Source organism: Enterococcus sp. DIV0682 (genome assembly GCF_051712685.1).
In the GTDB taxonomy this organism is placed as follows: Bacteria; Bacillota; Bacilli; order Lactobacillales; family Enterococcaceae; genus Enterococcus; species Enterococcus faecalis.
The window spans coordinates 2,081,630-2,107,879 of record NZ_JBIOPK010000001.1; the positions used below are offsets into that span (position 1 = coordinate 2,081,630).

Here is a 26,250-nt window from a genome sequence, read left to right on the forward strand (position 1 = left end):
ACTATCGAAAGTAACCTTACTATATAATATTAACACCTACAAAAAAACACATATAAATTATAATTCATCAAAGATACTGAAAATTCAAGTTTCTAAATAAATATGAAGAAATATTTATAATTTTTTAAATCATTTTTTTATAATAAAAATAATTTAAAATTATAATTATAAAAGACCTGGCGTTTTTGCCAGGTCTTTTCCTAAATACTTTTATCCTACATAAGCATCTAAGATAATTTGTTTTAGTTCACTAATTAATGGTTCTTTCGGATTTGCAGTTGTACATTGGTCTTCATATGCAAGTTCTGCCATACGATCAACCGTGGTGTCTAATGTTTCTTGTGAGACACCTTGGGCTTTCAAGTTCATGTCAATTCCGACTGATTTACCTAGGTCTGCTACTGCTGTTGCTAAAGCTTCTACTAATTCTGCGGTAGTATTTCCTTTTAAGCCTAAGAATTTTGCAATGTCTGCATAATCAGTATCGGCGCGGAAGTAATCATATTTAGGGAACATTGCGTGTTTTGATGGATCTTTCGCATTGTAACGAATAATATGTGGTAATAAAATCGCATTTGTACGACCATGTGGAATGCCATATTCCCCACCAATTTTATGAGCAATAGAGTGACAAATACCTAAGAATGCATTGGCAAATGCCATCCCTGCCATGGTTGATGCATTATGCATTTTTTCGCGAGATTCCATATCTGGACGTTTCACTGAATTTTCTAAATGATCGAAAACTAACTTGATTGCTTGTAAACTTAAACCACGTGTGTAATCTGAAGCCATCACGGAAACATAAGATTCAATAGCATGTGTTAAAACATCCATACCTGTATCTGCAGTGACTGAAGCTGGCACAGACATTACGAACTGTGGATCAACAATCGCTACATCTGGTGTTAACGCATAGTCTGCTAACGGATATTTCACGTGTGTTTCACTATCAGTAATAACGGCAAATGGTGTAACTTCTGAACCAGTTCCTGAAGTAGTTGGGATACAAACAAATTGTGTTTTTTCTGGTTTGGCAATTTTATATGTCCGTTTGCGGATATCTAAGAATTTTTGTTTTGCACCAAAGAACTCTGTATCTGGGTGTTCATAGAACATCCACATGCCTTTCGCCGCATCCATTGCAGAACCGCCACCCAAGGCAATCACTGTATCTGGTTGGAAATCAACCATCATTTTGGTACCTGCATAAACAGTATTTGTTGATGGGTTTGGTTCAACATCAGAAAATACTTCGATTTTCACATCATTTTTACGTTTTTGTAGCTCTTTACGTACGATATCTGCATAGCCAAATTGAACCATACCTGGGTCACAAACTAACATGACACGTTCAACATTTTCCATTTTTTGTAGATATTGTAAAGAATTTTTTTCAAAGAAAATTTTTGGAGGTAATTTAAACCATTGCATATTATTTCTCCGTTTCGCTACCGTTTTAATATTAATTAAGTTAATGGCTGATACGTTTTTAGAAACAGAGTTTTTCCCGTATGAACCACAACCAAGTGTTAAGGATGGAATCATTTCGTTATAAATGTTACCGATACCGCCTTCTGCTGATGGAGTATTCACTAAAATACGACAAGCTTTCATACGTAAACCAAAAGCAACTTGTAACTCTTCATCTTCTGTATGAATTACTGCTGTATGTCCTAAACCACCTAAGTTTAACATCGCTTCACATAGTTCAAATGCATGCTCTGCATTGTTTGATTTCATCATTGCTAAAACTGGCGATAATTTTTCTCTTGATAATGGATATTCTGGACCTGCACCTTCTAATTCAGCGACTAAAATTTTTGTGCCTTTTGGTACGCTAATTCCTGCTAATTCAGCAATTTTTTCTGCAGAGTTACCGACAATCGCTGGATTTACTGCGTATTTACCTTCATTCATCACTGCATCTTCTAGTTTTTGTAATTCATTCGGTTTCACGAAGTAAACATTGTGTGCTTCAAACTCAGCTTTGACAGAAGCATAAATTTCTTTATCCACAATGACCGCTTGCTCAGAAGCACAAATCATTCCATTATCAAATGATTTTGAAACAATTAAATCATTAACCGCACGTTTTACTTTAGCCGTTTTTTCAATATAAGCTGGTACGTTCCCAGGACCAACGCCTAGTGCTGGTTTACCTGTTGAGTACGCAGATTTTACCATGCCTGCGCCACCAGTTGCTAAAACAATGGCAATCCCTGGATGATTCATCAAAGCAGATGTTGCATCAATCGATGGTTGTTCAATCCATTGAATACAATTTTCTGGTGCACCTGCTGCAATCGCCGCATCCCGTACAATACGTGCCGCTTCTGCCGAACATTTTTGTGCGCTAGGATGGAAAGCAAAAACAATTGGATTTCTTGTTTTTAAGGCAATTAGTGATTTAAAAATAGTTGTTGACGTTGGGTTTGTTGTTGGTGTGACCCCACATACCACGCCAACTGGCTCAGCAATTTCCATTAAACCGGTTTGTTCGTCTTTGTTAATTACACCCACTGTTTTATCATGTTTAATATTATTCCAAATGTATTCAGATGCATACATATTTTTGATTGCTTTATCTTCATAGATTCCACGGCCAGTTTCTTCGACAGCCATTTTTGCTAAAGGCATATGTTGGTCTAACGCCGCCATCGCCATTTGATGGACAATGTGATCTACTTGTTCTTGTGTAAAATCTTCCATTGCTTTTAAAGCGACATTCGCTTTTGTTGCTAATTCATCAATCATTGATGAAACATCAACCGTTTCTGTCTTTTCTTTTTTTACTGTTTTAACCATGTTCATCCTCCTAAGAGTTTCATTTTAAAAAAACTTTGTTAACTATTTCACATTCACATCATACAACATAAAACGAATCTTGTAAATAGTTTTTGTGATATTTTTCACAACTATTTATAATTTTTTTTATCTCAAAAAAAAAGACCTATTCTTTTTTCTAGAATAAGTCTTCAATATCATGCCAGTCCCTTAAAGGATTTTTTGATGTCTGTGCCAATAATTGTTGATAGTCAAAAAATTCATTTGGCTTAACCTTCTGAATGTCTTTACGACAGTCTTTGACAGATAAATGGGTTTGTTTTTTCCAACGATAGGTGAGTAAATAAGTCAATAAATCTTCTTCGTTGATGGAAGAATAACCTAGTTCACGAAAATTTTGGCACTTCTTTTTAATACTTTTATTGAGCATTTTTTGTTGTAACCAACTTAATTTTTCCTTTGTCATGGGCTCTTCTCCTTCCAACCAAGCGAAAGATTGCTCACTTTTTAACTATCTTCCAACACTATAAAAAGGAACCTTTTTTGTAAACTTAATAGTTAAAAAGGACTTAGGACGTAAGTCCAAATGACCTACCTTCCTAGTCCTACATTTTAAGATAAACGACACGAGCGGAATAGGAATTATCTCTTCTTATTGGCTTTCTCGTGTGACTACTGGTCACAGTTTCGCCTTTGAAAAGCCTGTTCCGCTCTCTCTAACCATTAAATGAATTAGTTGAACCGTTTAGTCTTTCTTTTCTTTTGAAGGATCTGATGTTTCAGGAACTTCAGTTACTTCTTCTGTGACTGTCTCTTCAACTTCTGTGACTGGTACACTAGTTACTGCTGAATCATTTGTAACAGCAGTTCCAGGTGTTACAGTTCGAATTGCTGCACGGTCAAATTCTAAGACAATACCTTCGCAATCGATTAAAACTGTTTTTTCGTTGATTTCACTTAAAACACCATGTAAACCACCAATTGTGACAACACTATCGCCAGTTTTCATTGCGTTTAGTTGTTTTTGACGTTCTTGTTGTTGTTTCTTTTGAGAACGTGTCATGAAAAACATCATTCCTCCTAAAAGGACTAATGTAAAAATCATTGTAAATCCGCCACCCATTTGTTTCACCTCACTCTGCATTATTCACACTACTAACTGTATCAAAAAAATGCTTGAAGAACTAGTTTTTTCCTCTAATTTTTAGAAACTTTTTGCATTCGCTTTATTAAAGCCATATTCTTCAAAAAACGCTTGTCGGAATTCTAATAAATTGTCGTCCATAATTGCTTGACGGACATTTTTCATTAAGTCTAACAAGAAGTATAAATTATGATACGATGTTAAACGGATTCCGAATGTTTCATCACATTTAATCAAATGACGAATATAGGCCCGCGTATAATTACGACAAACATAACAATCACATTTTTCATCAAGCGGACGAAAATCTCTTGCATATTGGGCATTTTTAACAACCAAGCGACCTTGTGAAGTCATACAAGTACCATTGCGCGCAATACGTGTTGGTAGCACACAATCAAACATGTCAATCCCACGAATCACTCCATCAATTAATGAATCAGGGGCACCCACACCCATTAAGTAACGTGGTTTATTTTCAGGAATTAACGGTGTCGTAAAGTCTAAGACTCGGTTCATTTCTTCCTTAGACTCACCAACAGATAAGCCACCAATCGAATAGCCAGGAAAATCCATACTCACTAAATCTTTAGCACTTTGACGACGTAAATCTTCAAATCCCGCACCTTGAACAATACCGAATAATCCCTGTCTATCAGGATTCGCATGGGCTTTTAAGCCACGCTCAGCCCAACGAGAAGTCCGTTCAATCGAACGTTTGACATACTCATAGCTTTCATCAAATGGTGGACATTCATCAAAGCTCATCATAATATCTGATCCTAATTTATTTTGAATATTGATCGCTTTTTCTGGAGAAAGGAACATTTTTGAACCATTTAAATGATTTCTAAAATGCACACCTTCTTCTTCGATTTTCCGCATATCACTTAATGAGAAGACTTGGAAGCCACCTGAATCAGTTAAAATAGGTTGATCCCAGTTCATAAATTTGTGTAAACCGCCTGCTTCTTCGACTAAATCTTCACCTGGGCGTAACCATAAATGGTAAGTATTACTTAAAATAACACCGGCACCCATTTCTTTTAATTCTTCTGGTGACATTGTTTTAACTGTCGCAAGTGTACCTACCGGCATAAACATTGGTGTTGGAAATGTGCCGTGAGGAGTAATTAATTCACCTAAACGCGCACCTGTGTGTTTATCTTTTTTGATTAAACGATAACGAATGGCTGGTTCCGTCATTCATTTCCCTACTTTCTACTATAATTTGTCCTCCCATCATCATACTTTTTTTTTATTGAATTTGCAAGGATTTCTCAAGGTTTCTTTTTTCAAAAAAGGATCCTTAAAAAACATCAACTAGTTCAAATAATTCAAATGAGCTAGTTGCTGTTTGGCACTTATTTTGTCGCTGTATATTTTTCTAAATCTTGCATCGCTGTTTTCACAATTTCAGGGGTAATTTTTTGTTTCATATAATGAATCGTTTCGCCTTCTATACAAGCACGTTCTGCTACTTCTTGATACTCGGCTTCAGTTAAGTCCATCTCCATTTCTTTTAAAGAAATAGGCAAACCTAGTTGGTGATAGAAAGGAATTAATTCATCGATTTCTTGCCATTTCTCTTCAATGGCTAATTGAACAAACACACCATACGCCACTTTGTTTCCATGCAATTGTTGATGGCTAGCTGGCAGCAAAGTTAGTGCATCATGAATGGAATGGGCACCCGCTGTCCGACCATAATCATCGCCAAAGCCACCCACCATTCCACCAATAATTAAATTCGTTTCGATGACATCAATAAACGATTGATTTAATTGCTGCTCTTCCATCGCTTTTAAAGCATTGATACTTTCATTTAACAAAATATCGCGACATTTTTCCGCGGCAAAATGAGAAACTTGAATAGGTAACACTTGGACATCTAACTGCGAAATAATCGCATCTGCTTCGTACCATTTAGCTAATGTATCCCCAATACCTGCCACCATTAAGGACCGAGGCGAATGCAATAACACTCTTGGTTCTACCAACACCAAAGCGTTTGCTTGCGGAAAAACGTCATACCGTTCCATTGCTCCATCTTCTCGATACATTACACTCAATGGCGTGCACGGCGCACAAGTAGCTGCTAAAGTGGGCAAAATAATTACCGGTAACGCCATTTTGTGTGCTAAGGCTTTGCCCAAGTCGGCCACTTTTCCTCCACCAACAGCGACGATGGCCTCTAAATGATTGTCCAGCACTTGCGCTTCTAACTCTTGCACACGTTGATCTGTACAAACACCTCCATAGTTTTCAAAAACAGCTGTTACTTTTTGAAACGTCGGAAAATACGGTTTTGCCGCTTGCCATGACTCAGTCCCGTGTAAAATGAATACACGATGAATATTTCTGCATAATAGTTGTCCTTCTAATAATTCCCACGAACCAATTTCGCAAAGATACTCTTGTGGTGTCCCTCTCACAATTAATGATTGTTCCATCTTGAAAATCCCCTTCATTTTTGACTTTTGAAAATTTTTTTGAAAAAGTTGTATTTTTTCAACTCTACTACTTTTCCTTTTACATATTCTATGATATGATAAACCACATCATAACACAATAAATTTTTATACATTTATTCGCTTTTTTTGAATATTTATAAAAATAATACAAAAAGGAGTTTACGCAAATGACCAAATGTAAAAAATGGCTACAGACGATTTTACCAATTTTATTCTTGTTGCTCTCATTATTACCTATTAAAGAAACTTTTGCAGCCGAAAACGATCCAGTCTATGACAAAATCATCCAAAAAGGAGAACTAGTTGTCGGCTTATCCGCAGACTATGCCCCTTATGAATTTCATGCAAAAGTAGATGGTGAAGATAAAATTGTCGGTTTTGATATTTCTATTGCTCAAAAAATTGCCGACGATTTAGGCGTTAAATTAAAAATCGAAGAACTAGGCTTTGATGCTCTGTTAGGGGCCTTAAAAACTGGCAAGATTGACATGGTCATCTCTGGCATGTCGCCAACGCCTGAACGATTAAAAGAAGTAGCTTTTTCTCAACCATATATGAACGTTCAACAAAGAGTCATTGTTCGGAAAGAAGACAAAGATAAATTTCATTCCACTAAAGATTTCGAAGGCGTTCGTGCAGGTGCCCAAAAGCAAACGACACAAGAAGAATTAATTAAAACCGAATTAACCGGTGCTGTCCCTACTTCTCTTCAAAAAATTCCAGATTTAATTATGAATCTAAAAAATAATAAATTAGATGCAGTCGTTATGGAAGAACCGGTTGGCGAAGCCTATGTTTCTCAAAATGAGGATTTAGCTTTTGCTGATGTTACCTTTGAAAAAGGCTCAAAAGATACTGCCGTTGCTTTTCCTAAAGATGCGCCCGTTTTGACGGAGAAAGTAAATGCCTCTATTAAACAAATTAATGATCAAAAATTAATGGACGGTTATAAAAAAGAAGCCAATCAATTAATGTTCCAAAAAGATCAAAGCTTTTTACAAAAGTATGGAAAGTTCTACCTTAACGGTGCGGGCTATACCATTTTCCTAGCTTTCATTGGTGTTTTGTTTGGTGCCATTTTAGGGGCATTACTTGCCTTAATGAAGTTAGCCAATTCCAAAATTTTACGTGGCATTGCCATTGCTTATATTGAATATGTTCGTGGCACTCCTTTGCTTGTTCAAATTTTTATTGTCTATTTCGGGACAGGCGTTCTTGGTTTAGACTTATCAAAAGTAGCAGCTGGTTGTATTGCCCTTTCTCTAAACAGTGGTGCATATGTAGCAGAAATTATTCGTGCTGGTATTCAGGCAGTTAATAAAGGACAATTGGAAGCTGCTCGTTCTTTGGGAATGAATCAAAACCAAGCAATGCGATACATCATTTTCCCACAAGCTATTAAAAATATTTTACCAGCGTTAGGCAATGAATTTGTTACAGTAATTAAAGAATCTTCCGTTGTTTCAGTCATTGGTGTTTCGGAACTAATTTTCCAAGCTGGCAACGTTCAAGGAGCAAGTTTTAAACCCTTCTTACCTTACTTAATTGTATCGTTGATTTATTTCGTCCTAACCTTTACTATCTCACGTCTATTAGGTGTTGCTGAAAGGAGAATGAGTACTAGTGATTAACATTAAAAACTTACAGAAAACATTCGGAAAAAATGAAGTACTTAAAGGAATTGACTTAGAAATTGAAGCTGGTGAAGTTGTCGTAATTATTGGCCCTTCTGGTAGTGGTAAAAGTACTTTTTTACGTTGCCTGAACTTATTAGAAACACCAACTGGTGGCAGCGTTGAATTTGAAGGAAAAAATTTATTAGATAAAAATACCAACATTGATCAACTTCGTCAAAAAATGGGAATGGTATTCCAAAATTTCAATCTTTTCCCGCATAAAAATGTCTTGGAAAACTTAACGATTAGTCCTGTTAAAGTAAAAAAAGAAGCTGCTGCCGAAGCCACAGAACATGCTCTTTCTTTACTGGAACAAGTTGGTTTATCAGATAAAAAAGAAAATTATCCCGCTCAACTTTCTGGTGGGCAACAACAACGGGTAGCGATTGCTCGTGCTTTAGCCATGCGCCCTGACGTGATGCTGTTCGATGAACCAACTTCTGCCTTAGACCCTGAAATGGTGGGCGAAGTGCTATCCGTTATGAAAAATTTAGCTATTGAAGGGATGACAATGGTAGTGGTTACCCACGAAATGGGTTTCGCAAAAGAAGTCGCGGACCGTGTCATTTTTATGGATGCAGGAATTATTCAAGAAGAAGGCACACCTGAAGAAATTTTTGATGCGCCACAAAACCCAAGAACACAAGATTTTCTAAGAAAAGTTTTATAAAAAGGAGCACCTGGTATGGATCGCAAGAATATCGCAACACGTTACCAACAACCTACTGAAAATTTACTCATGGATATTGCAACATTAGCGAAAAAGACCCCAAATTTAATCGATTTATCGATTGGTGACCCTGACTTAATTACCGATGAGCGGATTATCGAACAAGCAGCTAACGATGCCAAAAATGGGCATACAAAATATACCGCTTCTGATGGTAGCGAGGCATTCATTGAGGCGGTCATTCAGTTTTATCAGTCACATTATCAATTATCTTTTCAACCGAATCAAGTCCGGGCCACAGTTGGCGCTCTGCACGGAATGTACCTTGCCTTACAAGTGATTCTAAATCCTGGAGATGAAGTGATTATTCATGAACCTTATTTCTCTCCTTATAAAGACCAAGTTCTTTTAGCAGATGGCGTTCCGGTCTTTTTGCCAACCTATGAAGAAGATGGTTTCCAAATTGATGTAGCTCTTTTGAAAGAAAAAATCACGCCTAAAACCAAAGCGATTATTCTTAATTCACCGAATAACCCGACAGGCGCTGTTTTCTCTGAAGAAACTTTCAGAGAAATTGCACAGGTAGCGATTGAACACAACTTATACATTCTTTCAGATGAAGTTTATGAAGCCTTTTGTTTCCAAGAAACGTTTACTCCCATGGCTACGTTTGCTCCAGAAAATACTATCACTTTTGGTAGCTTTTCAAAGGCCTTTGCAATGACTGGTTGGCGTATTGGTTATATGATTGCCCCAGACTATATTAACGAAGTAGCCAAATTAATTAATGAAGGCGTTACGTATTCTGCGCCTACGTTGTCACAGCAAGCAGGAATCTATGCGTTACAACATTTTGACGAATTTGTAGACCCAATCGTTGAAGTGTTCCAAACACGTTTAGAGTATGTGGCCCAACGAGTAGCAAAGATCCCTTTCCTTTCGCTTCATCCAGTCAAAGGAAGTATTTACGCCTTCATTAATATTCAAAAAACTGGACTAACTTCCGTCCCTTTTGTGGAAAAGCTTTTAAAAGAGACACAGGTATTAGTGATTCCTGGAAAAGCATTTGGTGAAACAACGGGCGATGAGTACATTCGCTTAGCCGCAACACAAAATTTAGATTTATTAAAGGAAGCGTTCGATCGAATTGAAAGAATGACCTTTGAATAAAAAAGCTTCTGCATTAGCTAATAATCATAGCTAATGCAGAAGCTTTTTAGATTTCTTCTATCAATTCAATCGCTTGCCCACCAACATGCGGTGGAATCGACATAGTCATCGGTGGCAAGCCCACGACTGTGAAACGGACTTTGGTTCCTTTTTTCAAGTGAGACAGTGGGATACTTTCCTCTAACTGTTCAACAAGTATGTTTAAAATTACCCCATGAGAAAATAAGGGAACAATGGATTCTGGATCACTTTCTGCTTGGATATTTTCTAAATGTAATCGCATTGACAATGGCTGCGTCTCATTTAACACACCAGCCTCTGCTAATTTCCCTGTAAAAACAGCAATTTTTTCAGTCATTTGTTTGCCTCCTTTTTAAACATCATATTGAAGAGAATTAATTCCATCCCCTAAAAATTCTGAAGCGTTGTTAAATTCGGCAGGATCATATTTGGTATAGGAAATTTGTAATGTCAAAGTAATATTCCTTAAGGTTTCAGAATGGGCAAATTTCTCTTGAGCTTGTTGTTTGAATTCTTTTCTAGTGGTGTATCCGTCATCCCCATCGCGGAAAATTAATAACGCCCAAGTCGGCGGTGTGCCGTCGATAAAGTATGGTAAGAAGCGATCATCCGTTGTCTCTTTAATCGCCGCTGTCACGATTTGTAGCAATTCATTCTTTTGTTCAGGACTTAATAAGTTACGAATACTTTCCCAATAGGCCACTCGGATCACGACTAAATATAACGGCGCTTCATAACGTGTAGAAATGTCAGAAAATAAATCGAATCCTTCTTCATACATTTTTGCTGTTCTTAAATTAGTTACTGCATCTAACGCATTTAACCGTGAAGTTTCTTTACGTAAGCGAATATTTTCTTCTTCAATCGTACGAATTTGATAAGTCACTGCATAGATTGTTAAACAGTAGAGCGGCGGCATGATTAGCCAAAATAATGAGCCATAGCTAAACAAATCATGATAGACATACTGATATACAACATAGGTCAATTGTAGAAAAATAAATATAAGCGAAAATGTTAACCCCGCTGTAATTCCTACAAAATAGGTAACAATAATTAAGATAACTGAAATTAATAGACAACTTAAGTCCACAAAGAAATCATTCGTTCCTAAGGCCATAAAGATGGTTGTGCCGACAACCAAAACAATTCCTACCAACAAAGTTAAATCCAAAAGCAAGGTCACTCGTTTTTGATTCACTCTATTCCCCACCTTTCAAATTCTTCTTCACGATGAAGAACGCACTTAATCCAATAATGGTCATACCAATTAAGAAGACAAATAGATAAATCATTAATTTATGATTATTGACAATTCGTTTACCTAATGATTCGTTGCTAACGTTGCTTACACGTTTTTTGAAACGATAATCATAGCGACGATAGTTCGGATCGACCACAATGGCATCTCCTTTGTACATAGAAGTATTCTTCTCTGTGTTCACTTGTGTAGAGGCTAAAAAGACACCTTGTGATTTAGCTCCTGTTAAGATTAACGCCGCGGCTTTCGCATTATATGGAGAAAACATTAACTGCGCCGTACCGATTTGTTTACCATAATCTTTTTCGATACTCAGTTTCTCGTTTGAAACAAAACGTGTGAAGTCCTTATCATAATGGAAATATAACTGATCGTTTAACTTACGAATCATCGGATTATCCTTAGGCGTACCAAAAATAATCAAGTTATGATTTTCTAATGCCGCATTTTTAGGCGCTTTTTTATAATACGTAATCTCACCGACATTACTTTCGGCATAATTACCAATTAAGTTAAATAAATTGGTCAACACTTTAAAATAGTTGTCGTCCATTTTTTCTGGTAATAAAATCGCTAAATCAGCAAAAGAACGGCTTCTGATAAAAATGTTCGGATAGTTGTTAAATAATATGTCATTCAGTTCTTCTGTTTGAATAAACGCATTCGAATTATTTTCAATAAAGGCCCATGGAGTCTGACCATTTCGCAAAACTTCTGGTGATTTAACATTCAAATCAAAAGCAACTTTTAAAACAAAACTATCAGCAATTTCTAAGTTCTTTGGAAATTCGAGATTTAATTCATCACCGTTCGCACGAGCAGCGGTTAATTTCTTGCTGCCAATTGGTTTATCATTGGCATAGACCGTCACTAAAGAAGAATCAAAATCTAAGTTTTCAGCGTATTTAAAATGTAAATGCACGCGACTTCCATTGGCATTGTTTCGATCCACTGGTAAATTGACAAAGTACGTTTGTTCTTGGTGATAGGCCCCTTCTAGTTTGTCCCCCGTTGAGGTTAATGGATAATTTCCATCAAATTCTAAAGTTGAACTAAACGTATCGGTATTCTCATCAACTGTTGTCTCTTCTTTATCTGTTTGGGTCATTAATTCATAATTGGCTAAATAACGTCCCGCACGAACAAGTAAGTCCTCATCTTTAGAAGTAGCTACTAAAACATGCTTATCTGGTTGATTGAAAAATTTTAAGACAGCCTGGTCCTCCACGCGTTTGCTATCAATTTGACTTTTATACTGATCTGGTAATTTATCATAGCTGGCAATAATCAACTGATAGGGTGCTGACTGTTCTTTGTTCAAAGAAGCCATTGGCAACAATTCTTCTGAGGTAGTAATCAAACGAGCAGCACCAGCTAACGCATGGGTCGCTGCAGCTAATTCTTTTTCCGATGCATTTTCTGGTGTCAAAATAACACTGTGTTTATTCGCAATCGTGTCTGCTCCCACAAAATGATTATAAAAAGAATGAATCGTATTCTCTGGTAATTGTAAATCGTATTGGAAGTTTACGTTAGATCCTTCATACATCGTTAACCAATTTGCTGGAGTTTCAATTAAATTATACATGTCGTTTCCTGCCTGATTAATAATTTGGCCTTCAACAGTCAATGTATTTGTCTCTTTAATCAGTTCCAAAGGGATTTCAATCGTCTTTTGTTGAATACCAGTCGTATTTTCAGGACGTCAAGAATAAAACTTCACACCATTAACTGCCACAGTTAAATCTGAGGTCTGATTATTTTTTAATTGTGTGATTTGGTAGGTCATATTGAATGATGCTTTTTTTACGTCCCAATAATCAATTTTTGTAAAATACATGGTGCTACGGACAGAAGTACCTGTTAAAGAGATTGTTTTATTTTGAAAAGGTTGTGTAAAGGTATGGTTGTCTTGTTCTTTGTTTTCGGCGTATACGGTCGGACTTGCGACACCAATCAGAATTGCCAGAAAGAACAACCCTATTAAAGTGACTGTTTTTTGTTTCATTGCACGTTTCCTCCTTATTTAAATCGTTCAGTTTTGTACCATTTTGTTTGTGTTTGTTTATGAAAAACATTTTCTTTAATATACATCACCATGCCATAAGCGGCGACTACTAGCCACATCTGACTGTATGTAATATACATCAAGGCAATAATTAAGATATTCTCTAAAGTCATTTCGCCTTTTTCGGTCGTAATACTGACAAAAGTACTGAAAATAAATAACAAAATCGCTAACAACCATAAGGAATTGCTAAATCCTTGCAGGGTCGTTGTTAAGTAACCAGACATTGATAAAACTAACATGATGTCTGACAAAACGAGCGATGTCATTAAGAGAAAATAAATGGACAAGAAATATAAAATATCAAAACGGATCCGACTCGCTTTAGGATTAAACAATAATTTAGCATTTTTAACAATGACATAAATATTGCCTTTGACCCATCGCGTCCGTTGTCGGAACCAAACTGACAAAGTTTGTGGCTCTTGCTCCCACGTCACTGCTTTTGGTTGAAACTTAATTTTATAGCCCATCATATAGATGCGGAAACTGATTTCTGTATCTTCGGCTAACGCTTTGTCATCCCAGCCGCCAATGGCTTCAATAATACTACGACGAACAATGAAATTTGTGCCAGGAATCGTGCATAACTTAAATAATTGAAAACGACCGGCTTGTGCCATCCATTGAAAGGCCAGTGTCTCGATATTAATAAAGCGTGTCAACAAGCTTGCATTGCGATTTCTCGTTCTAAATTTACCAATAACCGCGCCGTATTCCTCACTAGCGATTAACTCTCCAACTAAATAACGGAGTGCATTCGGTTCAGGTGTATTGTCCGCATCATAAATGGCAATCACGTCCCCCTTGGCTTGCTTGAAACCAATGTTTAAGGCATTAGACTTACCTTTCCCACCTGTTATATTGTCTGTATTAATAATCTGCAAATTTCGATTAACCGCCTTTTTTTGGACGTTAGCTAAAAGCTCAGCACTATTATCACTTGAGTTGTCATTAATCACAATAATTTCATAGCGATCTTGCGGATAATTAAAATTCAATAACGCTTCAACTGTCCGCACAATGACAATTCCTTCATTATGGGCCGGCACCATAATTGAAACAAACGGCGCGTCTTCGTCCTCTACAGGTGGTGGTGCGACAGGATCTGTTTTTAAATAATAAACATAGCCAAAAATAACTAAGAGAATATTTACAATTAGTAGACTCCAAATAATGATAGTTGCTGTTAACATTACAATGTCAGCAATGGTCATTTGTCTTCCTCCTTATTAATATATTTCGACCGATAATTCTTTCGTCCAATCATAAACAAAATAATCAGGATGATTAAAGTCAGTGTCACAACGCCAATCAAAATATTGTTTGTGATACTGAAAAAGAATGAAAATAACCCTGTAAATCGTTGTTTTTCAACTGTTGAGCCCCCTGTATCAGCCAAACCATTGACAATTTGATTGTTTAAGAAGAACCGATTATTCCGAAATTCGATTTTCTGCGTTTGTGTTTGAACAGTGAAATGTTGATCCGCTTCTGAAACACTAAACACTATTGGTGCTTCCTTGACTTCTTGAATTAGATGATCCACTTCTTTTTTAGAATTTGGAAATGAAAAACTAATGGTGGTCGGCATTGGAAATCGATAGTCATTCGGATTATCTTTATCCGTCCATTCAATCCCCGATAAATAATCATACGGTAAATCAAACAAAGCATTCTTATAAGTGATTGATTCTCCCGTTTGGTTCCGATAAAAAACGCGTTCAATCGGCGGATTTTCTCTTAGAATCACTGTATCACTAATTGCTAGACCATCCTCTTGGTATTGAAGGTCTTGATTCCAGTATCCTGGAGCAGAAATGCCTACTGGATAGACATGTCTGTCGACCAATAAACTAATCTGCTGCTCCATCAATTGTTTCAAGGCACGTTGGTCATTTAAATCAACATTGTTAACGACCGGTGTTTCTAAGAAAATAACCCCCGTCGAAGCAAACGCACGTAACGCATTCGTAAATAGTTTATAAGGTAAAATCGTATTGTTTTGTGAAACGCTCGTACTGGATAAAATATAAGGATACGTGGTTTTAACTAATTCTTCTTGCAAATAGGTTGCCACAGACATATCTCTTAACGGGTTAAAATCAGAAATCGTCAAAAACGGCCGTGACATTTTTTCACTTTCCAGCCATTGACTAATTACGTCCAAGCTTTCTAAAAAAACAGCGCCTTTGCGTTCAAACATTGGGAGAAAAGCATGCCCATTCTCAATTACACCAAATGGATATTCTTCTGGTGCTAATTCTTGTGTTTTTAATCGACCAACTGTCTGACCTTGCGTATTTTCCAGCACAACTGATTGATCTTGAAAAGGCAATACTTGAGAAAAGCGGTTTTTTTCATCTTCTAACCGATATTGACGATGACTTAATTCTTTCCATGTACCGCTAAAATATTGTTTTTCATCGTCACGCATGTTTCGACCAATGTGTAATTGTTTACCTTTAAAATGAACTCGATCTGCTAGAAAATCAGAGGCAATAACGCCGGCTTGTTCAGGCCAATTCACCATAGAAATCAAACTGTCATAGCCATCATTTAGCAATTCGCCAGGTACATAATCTGATACCGCCACACTCTGAACTTCTACTCCAAAACTCGTCAACACTCGTTGTAAAGCATCCACATCATTTTCTTTTTTTCCAGCAATATTCAAGCTGTCATAGACAAGTAAGACATGTTTACTTGGTGCAGCCAGCGCCGGTTTAGCAAAGCCGCAAAAAACGAAAAAGAGTAAGAAACACACCCAGCCAATAAGATATTGTTTATTTTTCAATTCCCTCTACCTCCCCAATGACTTGTGGTGTTGTATCTTGCCACATTCGTTTACCAATAATATCAGAAACAATTTGTAACAAGAGAAAATCTAAAAATACTGAGACTAAAAACAAATGACGTACTAAGTCACTATCCCCATCAATAATAATTGTTGAAATGAAAACAACTAATAAATTTAGATAAATTCCTGTCATTAAAAAGAAGCGAAAAACTAATCTGGGTTCGTTTCTCTTGAGTCCTCTGTATAAACCAACGCCATATAAACCAAACAGAATCACGCCTAATAATAGATAGAAAGCAAAGTTTTTAGGGAAAAAACTGGCTTTAATACGGTTATACACCATAAAAAATTTAGATTGTTCCAGCGGTGCACGCCCCGTTGTTTTCTCAAAATTCCCCACATTATTAGGCTTTACTAAGTAAACATTTGGGACCGCTGAATTCAGTCCTTGCCATAATTCAGATGGATAATTTAAATAATTCAATAACACCCATCCAAAACTCGTTTTATCAAAAAAATCTTTTTTCATTTGTTCAGAAGTTGGTGATACAGGACTGTATTCTTCAAAGTAGGAACGTCCCTTTTGCAACCCATATTGCGGGTTGATTCCGCCCTCTGACATCCGTTTATCTGGAACCTTACTATCCTTCATTACACCGCGCGTCATACTGTGGTAGACATCACGTTCATAGATATCGTTAGGAACGATAAAAGCTGCTAACGTTGTAAAACCAATCAACGCAATTAAAAAGGCCGTCATTGACAATCGTTGGTAACGTTGTGACAAGTAGACAAAAAATCCTAATCCAGCAATAATTACGCCAATAATCAGCAAATATTCTTGGCGTGTTGTTCCTATTAAAAGTACTACTGCTTGTGCCAAGATAACCAAAACTATTCTTCTGAGCCAAGTTCGTGGTTTCGTCACCCGATAAAAATAGACTGAAAATGCTAAGACACTCACAGAAAGTAAAAAACTCGTCGCTTCTGTATAAAAGGAATTAAAATAAATCGTATAGGAGGTATCCCCCAAGATGAAAATAACCAACAAGGAGATAAGATAACTTTTTTTCAAAGATACGCCTTCGGTTAAGCCTCGTACCAGAATATAAATTGACACTAAAAAACAACTAAGATAAACGAAACCTAAGAAACGAATATCGAAAAGTGTTTGACTATAAAAAAGTTTATTAAGCCAAATGGCAACGGTAATGAAAAATTGTTGAGTGGAAACAAAGTGCGTCGTTGTTTCATTAAAATAACGCATAATTGAAAAGTCCTTAACAAAATAGGCCACATTGTCGTAGCTATCACCATTGACACGATAAAGACTATTTGAATTTAACACACGAAAATACTCGCCATTATCTCCCAAGCCATTAATCGGATAAACAAATAACAAAATGCTTGTCACTAACCCAATCCCTAAAACGGCCAAAAGACTTGGAGAAATATAACGACTCAACCATTTAAAAGCCGAGTTCATGTGTTTTTTGATCTTTTCCATGCTTTCACCTCATCTAGAAATCATAGGCCAAAAGAGCCATTAAGTTATTATAGGAATAGACTTGTTTCGTAACTTTATCACCAAATCCTCCATAAATCGGACTGCTTGAATCCATAATTTGAAAATTATTAAGTACTGTAATTGCCGCACGATACAACTCTTTGTCATTTTCGGCAACACCAATTAAAGCCGCTATCGCATAACTAGCTGCAGATTGATTTTTATCCACGGGCGATCCATTTAAATCATACGAGTTAAAAAGCGTCCCTTGCTGAACTTGTTTTCGCACAAAATCAATACTAGTCTGCTTCGCCATACCCACTTCACTTAAATGAACAATCGTTAATAAAGATTCAATAATATTAAGTGTTCCGTTGTTTTCGTATTTATTTGTTTGATGATTAAACTTCGTTTGATAAAGAGGTAAATCATCAGAAATATAGCCATCGTCTATTAATTGGTAATGATACTTCAAGTAGTCTGCTGAAATCCCAAATTCTTTGTATAAATAACCCAGCGTAATTAAGTCAATATAAAACAAAGAAGTTTCTGAAGACTGTTGTTTTGATTTACTATCGTAAAAATCAATTAGAATATTATCTTTCATAGAGGTTTCCATAAAACTCTTGCCTAATTTTTTAATTTCTTGATCGTACTGATCTGTTTTAAAATGCCCCCCTGCTTCAATTAATGAACGAATGATCCGTAAATCATCAATCGAGGCATTGACATTGTATTTATTGCCTTGCTCGTCAATTCGGTAACTAAATTGGACGCCGTCGTAAAAGGTGTCTTTCGTCTGCTTGTAAAAATTATCAAAACGTCCCTGCGTATCAAAAGCTAAATTACGCAAATATAGACCCGAAGACTCACTTAGCAACTCATGTCCTGTGGCGACATCTTTGCGTTCAGCATCTGGTAAATAATTGGTTAAAAAGCCGCCGTCTGTTTTGAGCCGGGTTTCAATAAAAAACTTCAACAAATCTTTGCGCTCAGCTGTTTCTTTTGTGTGAAATTCATGTTTTGTTAAAAAATGTTGTTTGTCTGTCGACATTAAGCGTTGAATTTTTGGATTCACTTTTTCCACCTCTACTTTATAGGATTTTTCTCTAAACAAAAGAAAATATCCTCCCAGAAGCACCACGAATACCCCAATAAAAATCCAAAGTTTTCTCTTCATTGTTACGCCTCTTTTCCTCACTTCTTTATTGTCAGTGTACACAAAAGTACTTGTTTTTGCGAAACTTACGCTACCTCTTCAAGCGCAAGAAAAAAAGCAATCCATAAAAATAAAAGGATTGCTTTAACCGTTTCGTCGATCATTTCCTGTCATCGTAATCTCTTTTGACAGATAACGCACACGTTCCATAATTCGTCTGGCTTTTAGCGGCTCTTGTTCTCCTCGTTGCGTCACGGTTAAATGCTCTTCTAAAGCTTTTAAATCTAGATTGGAAGAGAAAAAAGTAACTAATTGTTCTTGCATTCGGTATTGCAAGATTACGCTTAAAACGTCGTCACGAATCCAACTAGTCATGGATTCCGCACCAATGTCATCAATCATTAATATAGGGGATTTTTTTACTGCATCGAGCTTTTCACCAACTTGATCGCGACCAATGGCTTGCTTCATTTCTACTGTAAATGTTGGAAAATGAACAATTGTCGTAGTAAATCCACGTTCTGCTAAAGCATTAGCCATCGCACCTAATAAGAAAGATTTTCCTACACCGAAGGGGCCTTGTAAATAGAGCCCTTTATGAAATTCTTTTGGTGTCGCAGGATATTCTCTTAAAAATTGCATTGCTTCTGCTAACGCTTTGGCTCGACCTTGAGAAGATGGATCGAAATCTCGTAAATTTGCTTCTCGGACATCTTTTGGCATGTCCATTGCCCTTACTCGATTACGAATTTCTTCTTCCTTCTGACGGGCGATTAAATCAGCCGTTGGGACATATGTTACATCAATGTAATGAAAATTCAACATTAATCTTGGCTCATAGCCGGGGGCAATCATTGCCGGATCGTTTAATTGAAATTTCTTTTTTTCTTGAACAAATTCATACAGCTTAGCATAACTTTTACGAATATCTTCATCGGTTAAACGCTCTCGGTTTGCTTGTATAAAGGCTTGAACATCTTGATCTTTCAATACTTCGTTAACTAGCTCTTCATATCGTTCATTGATGTCACGCTTCTGGATAATTTTTGACATTTCTTTTCCTACGTCTTCCATCATTGGTCACCTCCTTGGTTTAAAAATTCTTGAATTTGTCGATCTAACTCGGCTTGTTCTTCTGGGGAAAGTTTTGTTTCATCGTTTGGCTGATCGGCCCATTCTGGCAATCGCTCTTGTCGAACAGTTTGGCGTTTCCCTGAATAATTTTGTTGTCGCTGTTTTTGTTTGTTTTGGCTTTGTTTAGCCAATTCTCTGACATGTTCAATTGCTTTTTCTGGTGAATGAATGCCACTTTGTCCCCATTCATTCGCAATTCGATTCACATACTCCGCTTTTAAAGTCGGTTGTTGTTGAATATTGTAAACATAGTTAATCAAAATATTAATCACACTAGTCGGTAAGCCTGATTTAGCAACCAAATATTTCACTAATGAACGTTCTTGTGGTGTCGTATAGCCGCCTCGACTATTTTTTAAAGCTTCTAAATATTGAATAGGCGGATTCTTTTCACTATCCATAATCATTTGAATATCCAGTTCAGAAAAACCATTCATTTTTAATGCGTTATATCGATACGTTTGTTGCTCTTCCACCGTCAATTGTACTTGCTTGTTTGTCACTATGTTTGTTGGTTGTGGTTTTTTATCAGGATCAAACGCTTGATGAATCGTTCGCACTAATTCCTTAGGCAAAATTCGACTTGTATAATAGTCAAATGATTTCGAAGCAAAGTCTACCATATCTAACTCATTGATGCCATATAATTGATGAAAAACATAGACTTCTTCTTGAAAACTAGCCTCATCTTCAGGCAATTGTAAACCTAAGCGGTGCAAACCTTCCACAAAATAGTGCCAATCAAAAGAATCTGTTGATACAGAAATTTTCTTCGCTTTTTCTTGTTGAGAAAAAGTTTCTTGAATCGTTGTCAATCGGTTCGCTTCGGAAACAATTTGTTCTTCTTTAAAGGCATAAACCTCTTGAAAGCTAGCGGAAACATTTTGATAGCCCTCTGTTTTGGTAGGATGCGGTTGGAACTTTTGCACTAATTGATCAAATTTCCGTTGTCCAACCCGATTAAATAACACTAAAGCTAACACTTCATCTTTAAAAAAACGAGCGGCTGTTTCAGGTGCTTTTAAATAATATAAATAACAATCTCCTAATTCCCGATCTGTTTTTTTATACGTTTCTAGCAACCCAATGCCTTCTAATTTGTAGCAAGCTTCTTCTAATTGTTGACAACTCAAGTCCAGCAAACTAATTAAATCTGCATGAAACAGCGAGCCATTCTCCTCTGAGTCTGTTGTTTCAGATAACAAAAGCCAATATAAACTAAACGCATTGGCGCCGACAATTGGTTGATATAAAAAGGTTAAAACCTCTTTCTCTTGATCAGAAAGCGGTGAATCAATAACCGCTTGAAAAATATTTTTTGGTTGGATTCTTTGCCGATTTCCTTTCAAAGAAAGACCTCCTTTTTAATTTTCTGAGTCAGGAGAAGAAGATTTTGCTTTGTCGACAATGTCCTGTAACTCTTTCAAAAACACGCTCATATCTTTGAATTGTCGATAAACACTCGCAAAGCGGATGTAGGCAATTTCATCTAGATTGACTAAATCTTCCATCACATATTCACCGATAAGCGTTGTAGAGACTTCATTTTCCCCTAAACTACGCACTCGATTTTCAACATTATCGACAATTTGAACCATTTGTTCCATAGCAACAGGTCTTTTTTCCGCAGAGCGAATGAGCCCACGCAAAATTTTATCACGATTAAATTCTTCACGATCCCCATTTTTCTTGATTACAAGTAATGGCGCCGCTTCAATTCTTTCAAATGTAGTGAACCGATAACTGCAATTTTCACATTCACGACGACGGCGAATTGCACGTCCATCATCTGCTTGACGGCTATCAATAACACGGGAATTATTATGATGACATCTTGGACAACGCATAACGTTCACCTCTTCTATTCTGTATAATTTTTGTTGCCTATATTATAACATGAAATTGCGCTATTACTAGGTCTTTAGAACTGGTTCTTAGTTGAATCTTTGCCATTCTTTAATAAAAACAAAGACTTTCACTGTTTTTTCTGAAATTTTCAAAACATTTTACGCCATTTAAAAAATATTCACTTCTTTCCAGTTTGTTTCTCTAGCCACTTCTTCACTTGCTGTTCCGTTTCTTCTCTAGTTCCTTGGTTATCAAACACGATATCTGCTCGTTCTTTTTTCATTTCAATCGGCCATTGGCTAGCAATTCGTTGTTGCGCTTCTTCTTCTGTTAATTGGTTTCGGGCCATCAGACGCTCTTTTTGAATCTTTTCTGGTACATATACCACAGCAACTTGATCCATGATCGCCTCATAATGAGCTTCATAAAGCAGAGGAATATCAACAATAACCAGGGCGGCTTTCTTTTTAGCTTCTTCAATTTGACGTAAAATTTCTTTTCTTAAAAAAGGTTTCAGCGTTTCATTTAACAGCTCTCTTTTTTGAGGACTAGCGAAAATTAATTGTCCTAACTTTTTCCGATCCAATTCACCAGTTGTTAATACTATTTCTGGTCCGAAAGTTTCAACGATTGCGGCTAAGGCTGGTTGCCCTTTTGCAACAATTTCTCGGGCGATAATGTCGCCGTCAACAATTGGATAACCCGCTTTTTTAAAAAGAGCAACAACCGTACTTTTACCTGTCGCAATCCCTCCTGTAATGCCTAAAACTTTTGTCATTTCAATCGACGACCTTTCAATTGTTGGCATTGTGGACAATAATGCGTACCACGTTGTGCCACTTTTGTTTTAACAATTGGCGTACCACAACGATTGCAAGGTAAGCCTGTTTGCCCATAGACATTCAACGCTACTTGAAAAGTCCCTGCTTCTCCTAACGCGTTTAGATAGGTGCGAATGGTGGTTCCACCTGCTTCAACAGCGCGTGCCAAGACGTCAATGATTGCTTGATACAACGTAGCAACTTCCGCAGGTTTTAAGGAATCTGCTGGTTGTTCTGGATGGATTTGCGCTTGCCAAAGTGCTTCATCTACGTAAATATTCCCCAAGCCCGTCACTAGCTTTTGATCTAACAGTAATGGCTTAATTGCCTTATGATGCTTTTTCAATCCTTGTTGAAAAGCAGCTAATTGAAAAACGTCTGGTGTTGGCTCTGGGCCCAAAGCTAAAATCCCTTTATATTGATGACCTTGATTCTTAGGAACCAATGTCATACGGCCAAATTTCCGTACATCTAAATAACGTAATTGCGTGCCATCTGTAAAAGTAAACATTACATGGGTATGTTTGGCAATTTCATCATCAGCCTGATGAAACTCATATTTTCCTTCCATCCGTAAGTGAGAAATCATATCATTATCAGACAATTTAAAAATCAGAAATTTTCCTCTTCGCTCAATCCCTTCAATCGTTTGACCAGCTAATTGACCTTGAAATACATCAACTTCTGGTGATTCAATAATTCTTGGCCAAAAAACAATGACTTCTTGAATGGTTTTTCCTACAACAAGTTTTTCAAGTCCTTTTCGCACTGTTTCTACTTCTGGTAATTCTGGCATTATTTTTGCTCCTTTATATAAAGAGGTCTGAACGCTTAGATATCAACGTCCAGATCCTACTTATCCTTATTTTATTCATCGTTCTTAATGGGTAAGCTATTATTTTGCTTCATACCATGTTTTTCCCCAACTGCTATCGGTGATAAGTGGCACATGTAAGGAAACTGCGTGCTCCATCACTTCTTTGACGAGTTGATTTAATTGTTCTAATTCTGATTCTGGTACTTCAAAAACTAATTCATCGTGCACTTGTAATAACATTGTCGCTTGTAATTTTTCTTCTTTTAAACGACGCGCCATTTCAATCATCGCAATTTTTAAAATATCTGCGGCACTTCCCTGAATCGGTGTATTAATCGCTGTACGTTCAGCGAACGAACGTAGATTAAAGTTTCTTGAATTAATATCACTTAAATAACGACGGCGATGATACAATGTTTCCACATAGCCTTTGTCTTTGGCATCGCGGACTATCTCTTCCATATACTGCTTCACGCCTGGATATTTTTCAAAATAGGTGTCAATATATTGTTGTGCTTGCTTCCTAGTAATGCCTAAGTTTTGGGACAAGCCATAATCACTGATACCATAGACAATTCCAAAATTCACTGCTTTAGCTTGACGACGCATGTTAGGTGTGACATCTTCTGCTTTTTCAACACCGAAAACTCGCATTGCAGTGCTGGCATGGATATCTTGTCCTTCCACAAACGCTTCTTTTAAATGCTCATCATTAGAAATATGCGCGAGCACACGTAACTCAATTTGAGAGTAATCAGAAGAGAAAATCAACCAATTATCCTCTCTTGGTACGAAGGCTTCTCTAATTTTTCGGCCTTCTTCTAAACGGATAGGAATGTTTTGTAAATTAGGATCTACTGAGCTTAGTCGTCCTGTTTGTGTCAGTGTTTGTACATACCGAGTATGAATTTTATTATCTGGCTGAATTACTTTTAAGAGTCCTTCAACATAGGTTGATTGAATTTTGGCAATTTGACGATAAGTTAAAATATCTGCTACAATTGGTGCTTGTTCTTTTAGTTGTTCTAAAACATCCACCGCTGTTGAATAACCAGTTTTCGTCTTTTTGATCACAGGTAAGCCCATTTTTTCAAATAAAATAACGCCTAATTGTTTAGGTGAATTCAAATTAAATTCTTCGCCAGCTTCTGCATAGATTTTTTCTTCGATTTCTTTCAAGCGTTCTGAAAATTCTACTTGCATTTCTTTTAAGCGCGTGGCATCAACACGGATCCCAGTTATTTCCATATCGCCTAAAATACGAGAAAGTGGTAATTCCATTTTATAGAATAAATCAGCTTGATTCTTTTCTGTTAATTCGCTATCTAATTTGCTTGTTAAAAATTGAATTGCTTTAATCTTACGTGCTAAATGACCAAAGAAAACTTCTTCGTCCTCTGGCAAGCCTTTTTTGGCCCCTTTTCCATAAATCGCTTCATCAGATTGAATCGCATCATATCCGTAATGTTGTGCTACACCTTCAATATCAGCGTTATTGTCATTGGTATCAAGTAAATAAGCAGCCAATAAAACATCAAAGGCAATCCCTGTCATTTTTCCTACATAGCGATTTAGTGCAACGTACGTCCGTTTTGCATCGTAGACATTTTTTTTACGTGTCTCATCCATCAACCAATCGATAAATGGCTGACTTTCAAAAACAGCTAAATTATTCGTGGTATAAATCTTCTTGTTGTTGCCCCAAGCAAGGCCGACAATCGGTGACGTATGATAGTTATCTTCCATCATCTCAACATAAAGAGCCATATCGTCTGTAAACATTTCATTGGTTAACTGATCTTCAACTACTTCAAATAAAATATCTTCCATTTCAACAGGTTCTTCTGTAATGTCCAACTTAGCTAAAAATTGTTTAAAATCCATTTCTTTATAAAAAGGAACCAATTTTTCTAAGTTTTTCCCTTCATATGCCAAGTCTTCCACATTGACTTCGACTGGTGCATTGACTTCAATTGTCGCTAAGCGTTTAGAAAGAAAGGCTTGCTCTTTATCATTAATCAAGTTTTCTTTCATTTTGCTTTTTTTCATTTCATCGATATTCTCATAAACCCCTTCAACTGAGCCATATTGTTTTAACAGCTTAATCGCAGTTTTCTCACCGATTTTCGTTACACCTGGAATGTTATCCGACGTGTCGCCAGCCAACCCTTTCATATCAATAATTTGCTTAGGCGTTAACCCATCATATTTTTCAGCAATATGCTCAGGCGTATATGATTCAATATCGCTAACTCCTTTAACAGTGATATCTACTTTGACAGTGTCCGTCGCTAATTGCGTCAAATCTCGGTCCCCTGATAACACAACAACATCAAATTCATCTTTATCAACTTTGTTGGCTAATGTACCAATAATATCATCTGCTTCATAGTTAGGTAGTTCATAATATTTTACGCCTAAACCTTCTAAAAGTTCACGAATATACGGCATTTGTTCTTTAAATTCCCCCGGTGTTTTTGAACGTCCGGCTTTATATTCTGAATAAAATTCTGTTCTGAATGTGGTTTTCCCTGCATCAAAAGCGACTAAAACATGAGTAGGCATTTCTTTTTGCATTACATTTTCAAACATATTGTTAAACGCATAAATAGCATTTGTATGCAAGCCGTTCTTATTTTTGAATCGTTCTAATGAGTTATGTAGCGCAAAAAATGCACGAAAGGCTACACTGTTTCCATCAACGAGTAATAATTTTTTTTTGGTCATTTTTTTCCCCTCATCTTTAGCAAACTAGTTTCCTTTCTATTTTAACAAAAAACTACAGAATTTGCAGTAGACGGCGATTGCAGAATGAAAGAAAAAGGTATTTGACATAGTTCCTTAGTGACAACTATATCAAATACCAAAATCAATCAGCAATACAGGCTGGATC

Annotated in this window: 20 protein-coding genes and 1 pseudogene; 3 read left to right on the forward strand and 18 right to left on the reverse strand. The window is 36.7% G+C overall.

Annotated features, from left to right (window positions below):
* Positions 1-210: 210 nt before the first annotated feature.
* The 5 genes from adhE to IGK96_RS10050 form a co-directional block, all read right to left on the reverse strand.
* Positions 211-2,808, reverse strand: coding sequence for a bifunctional acetaldehyde-CoA/alcohol dehydrogenase (gene adhE / locus IGK96_RS10030; protein WP_002388933.1), 2,598 nt, complete (start codon positions 2,806-2,808; stop codon positions 211-213).
* Positions 2,809-2,965: 157 nt separating this feature from the next.
* Positions 2,966-3,271 (reverse strand): post-transcriptional regulator, encoded by a 306-nt coding sequence (locus IGK96_RS10035; RefSeq protein WP_002355774.1) that lies wholly within the window; start codon positions 3,269-3,271, stop codon positions 2,966-2,968.
* A 261-nt stretch (positions 3,272-3,532) separates the two neighbouring features.
* The gene (gene yajC, locus IGK96_RS10040; RefSeq protein ID WP_002383336.1) at positions 3,533-3,931 is read right to left on the reverse strand and encodes a preprotein translocase subunit YajC; all 399 of its coding nucleotides are present in this window, start codon (positions 3,929-3,931) and stop codon (positions 3,533-3,535) included.
* Between the two features lie 60 nt (positions 3,932-3,991).
* Positions 3,992-5,137, reverse strand: a complete 1,146-nt coding sequence (tgt, locus tag IGK96_RS10045; protein WP_002355772.1) for a tRNA guanosine(34) transglycosylase Tgt — start codon at positions 5,135-5,137, stop codon at positions 3,992-3,994.
* Positions 5,138-5,295: 158 nt separating this feature from the next.
* Positions 5,296-6,402, reverse strand: coding sequence for an iron-containing alcohol dehydrogenase family protein (locus IGK96_RS10050; protein WP_016617482.1), 1,107 nt, complete (start codon positions 6,400-6,402; stop codon positions 5,296-5,298).
* 170 nt (positions 6,403-6,572) lie between these two features.
* On the opposite strand from IGK96_RS10050, the gene IGK96_RS10055 reads away from it, so the two are divergent.
* Genes IGK96_RS10055 through IGK96_RS10065 form a run of 3 tightly spaced genes read left to right on the forward strand, consistent with a single transcriptional unit; the run spans position 6,573 to position 9,921 of the window.
* Positions 6,573-8,036 (forward strand): ABC transporter substrate-binding protein/permease, encoded by a 1,464-nt coding sequence (locus IGK96_RS10055; RefSeq protein WP_002355770.1) that lies wholly within the window; start codon positions 6,573-6,575, stop codon positions 8,034-8,036.
* Complete coding sequence (locus IGK96_RS10060; RefSeq protein ID WP_002355769.1) at positions 8,029-8,751, forward strand: amino acid ABC transporter ATP-binding protein; 723 nt, start codon at positions 8,029-8,031, stop codon at positions 8,749-8,751. The genes IGK96_RS10055 and IGK96_RS10060 overlap by 8 nt, the downstream gene beginning before the upstream one ends.
* 15 nt (positions 8,752-8,766) lie before the next feature.
* Positions 8,767-9,921, forward strand: a complete 1,155-nt coding sequence (locus tag IGK96_RS10065; protein ID WP_002355768.1) for a pyridoxal phosphate-dependent aminotransferase — start codon at positions 8,767-8,769, stop codon at positions 9,919-9,921.
* Positions 9,922-9,967: 46 nt separating this feature from the next.
* On the opposite strand, the gene IGK96_RS10070 is transcribed toward IGK96_RS10065, so the two are convergent.
* The 13 genes and pseudogenes from IGK96_RS10070 to polA form a co-directional block, all read right to left on the reverse strand.
* Positions 9,968-10,279, reverse strand: a complete 312-nt coding sequence (locus IGK96_RS10070) for a hypothetical protein (protein WP_002366283.1) — start codon at positions 10,277-10,279, stop codon at positions 9,968-9,970.
* Positions 10,280-10,294: 15 nt separating this feature from the next.
* Positions 10,295-11,155: a diguanylate cyclase gene (locus IGK96_RS10075; RefSeq protein WP_438756101.1), complete on the reverse strand. Its 861-nt coding sequence runs from the start codon at positions 11,153-11,155 to the stop codon at positions 10,295-10,297.
* Positions 11,145-13,211 (reverse strand): annotated as a pseudogene (locus tag IGK96_RS10080) (cellulose biosynthesis cyclic di-GMP-binding regulatory protein BcsB). Before IGK96_RS10080 ends, IGK96_RS10075 begins: the two are co-directional and overlap by 11 nt.
* A 14-nt stretch (positions 13,212-13,225) precedes the next feature.
* Positions 13,226-14,488, reverse strand: coding sequence for a glycosyltransferase (locus IGK96_RS10085; protein ID WP_002355764.1), 1,263 nt, complete (start codon positions 14,486-14,488; stop codon positions 13,226-13,228).
* Positions 14,485-16,068 (reverse strand): hypothetical protein, encoded by a 1,584-nt coding sequence (locus IGK96_RS10090; RefSeq protein WP_010713830.1) that lies wholly within the window; start codon positions 16,066-16,068, stop codon positions 14,485-14,487. The genes IGK96_RS10085 and IGK96_RS10090 overlap by 4 nt, the downstream gene beginning before the upstream one ends.
* The gene (gene wsfD, locus IGK96_RS10095) at positions 16,058-17,578 is read right to left on the reverse strand and encodes a glycan biosynthesis hexose transferase WsfD (protein WP_085443325.1); all 1,521 of its coding nucleotides are present in this window, start codon (positions 17,576-17,578) and stop codon (positions 16,058-16,060) included. Before wsfD ends, IGK96_RS10090 begins: the two co-directional genes overlap by 11 nt.
* Before the next feature lie 13 nt (positions 17,579-17,591).
* Positions 17,592-18,800: a hypothetical protein gene (locus IGK96_RS10100; RefSeq protein ID WP_162780855.1), complete on the reverse strand. Its 1,209-nt coding sequence runs from the start codon at positions 18,798-18,800 to the stop codon at positions 17,592-17,594.
* 81 nt (positions 18,801-18,881) lie between these two features.
* Positions 18,882-19,811: a primosomal protein DnaI gene (gene dnaI, locus IGK96_RS10105; RefSeq protein WP_002355760.1), complete on the reverse strand. Its 930-nt coding sequence runs from the start codon at positions 19,809-19,811 to the stop codon at positions 18,882-18,884.
* A complete protein-coding gene (locus IGK96_RS10110) occupies positions 19,811-21,220 on the reverse strand; it encodes a replication initiation and membrane attachment family protein (protein WP_010713833.1) in 1,410 nt (469 codons plus the stop codon). The genes dnaI and IGK96_RS10110 overlap by 1 nt, the downstream gene beginning before the upstream one ends.
* Positions 21,221-21,235: 15 nt before the next feature.
* Positions 21,236-21,718, reverse strand: coding sequence for a transcriptional regulator NrdR (nrdR, locus tag IGK96_RS10115; RefSeq protein WP_002381296.1), 483 nt, complete (start codon positions 21,716-21,718; stop codon positions 21,236-21,238).
* Positions 21,719-21,897: 179 nt separating this feature from the next.
* On the reverse strand, positions 21,898-22,497 hold the full coding sequence (gene coaE, locus IGK96_RS10120) for a dephospho-CoA kinase (RefSeq protein WP_010713834.1): 600 nt from the start codon (positions 22,495-22,497) through the stop codon (positions 21,898-21,900).
* Positions 22,494-23,336, reverse strand: a complete 843-nt coding sequence (gene mutM / locus IGK96_RS10125) for a DNA-formamidopyrimidine glycosylase (RefSeq protein ID WP_010713835.1) — start codon at positions 23,334-23,336, stop codon at positions 22,494-22,496. The genes coaE and mutM overlap by 4 nt, the downstream gene beginning before the upstream one ends.
* A gap of 99 nt (positions 23,337-23,435) precedes the next feature.
* Positions 23,436-26,084 carry a DNA polymerase I gene (gene polA / locus IGK96_RS10130; protein ID WP_002355755.1) on the reverse strand — a complete coding sequence of 883 codons (2,649 nt, stop codon included), beginning with the start codon at positions 26,082-26,084 and terminating at the stop codon, positions 23,436-23,438.
* Positions 26,085-26,250: the final 166 nt, after the last annotated feature.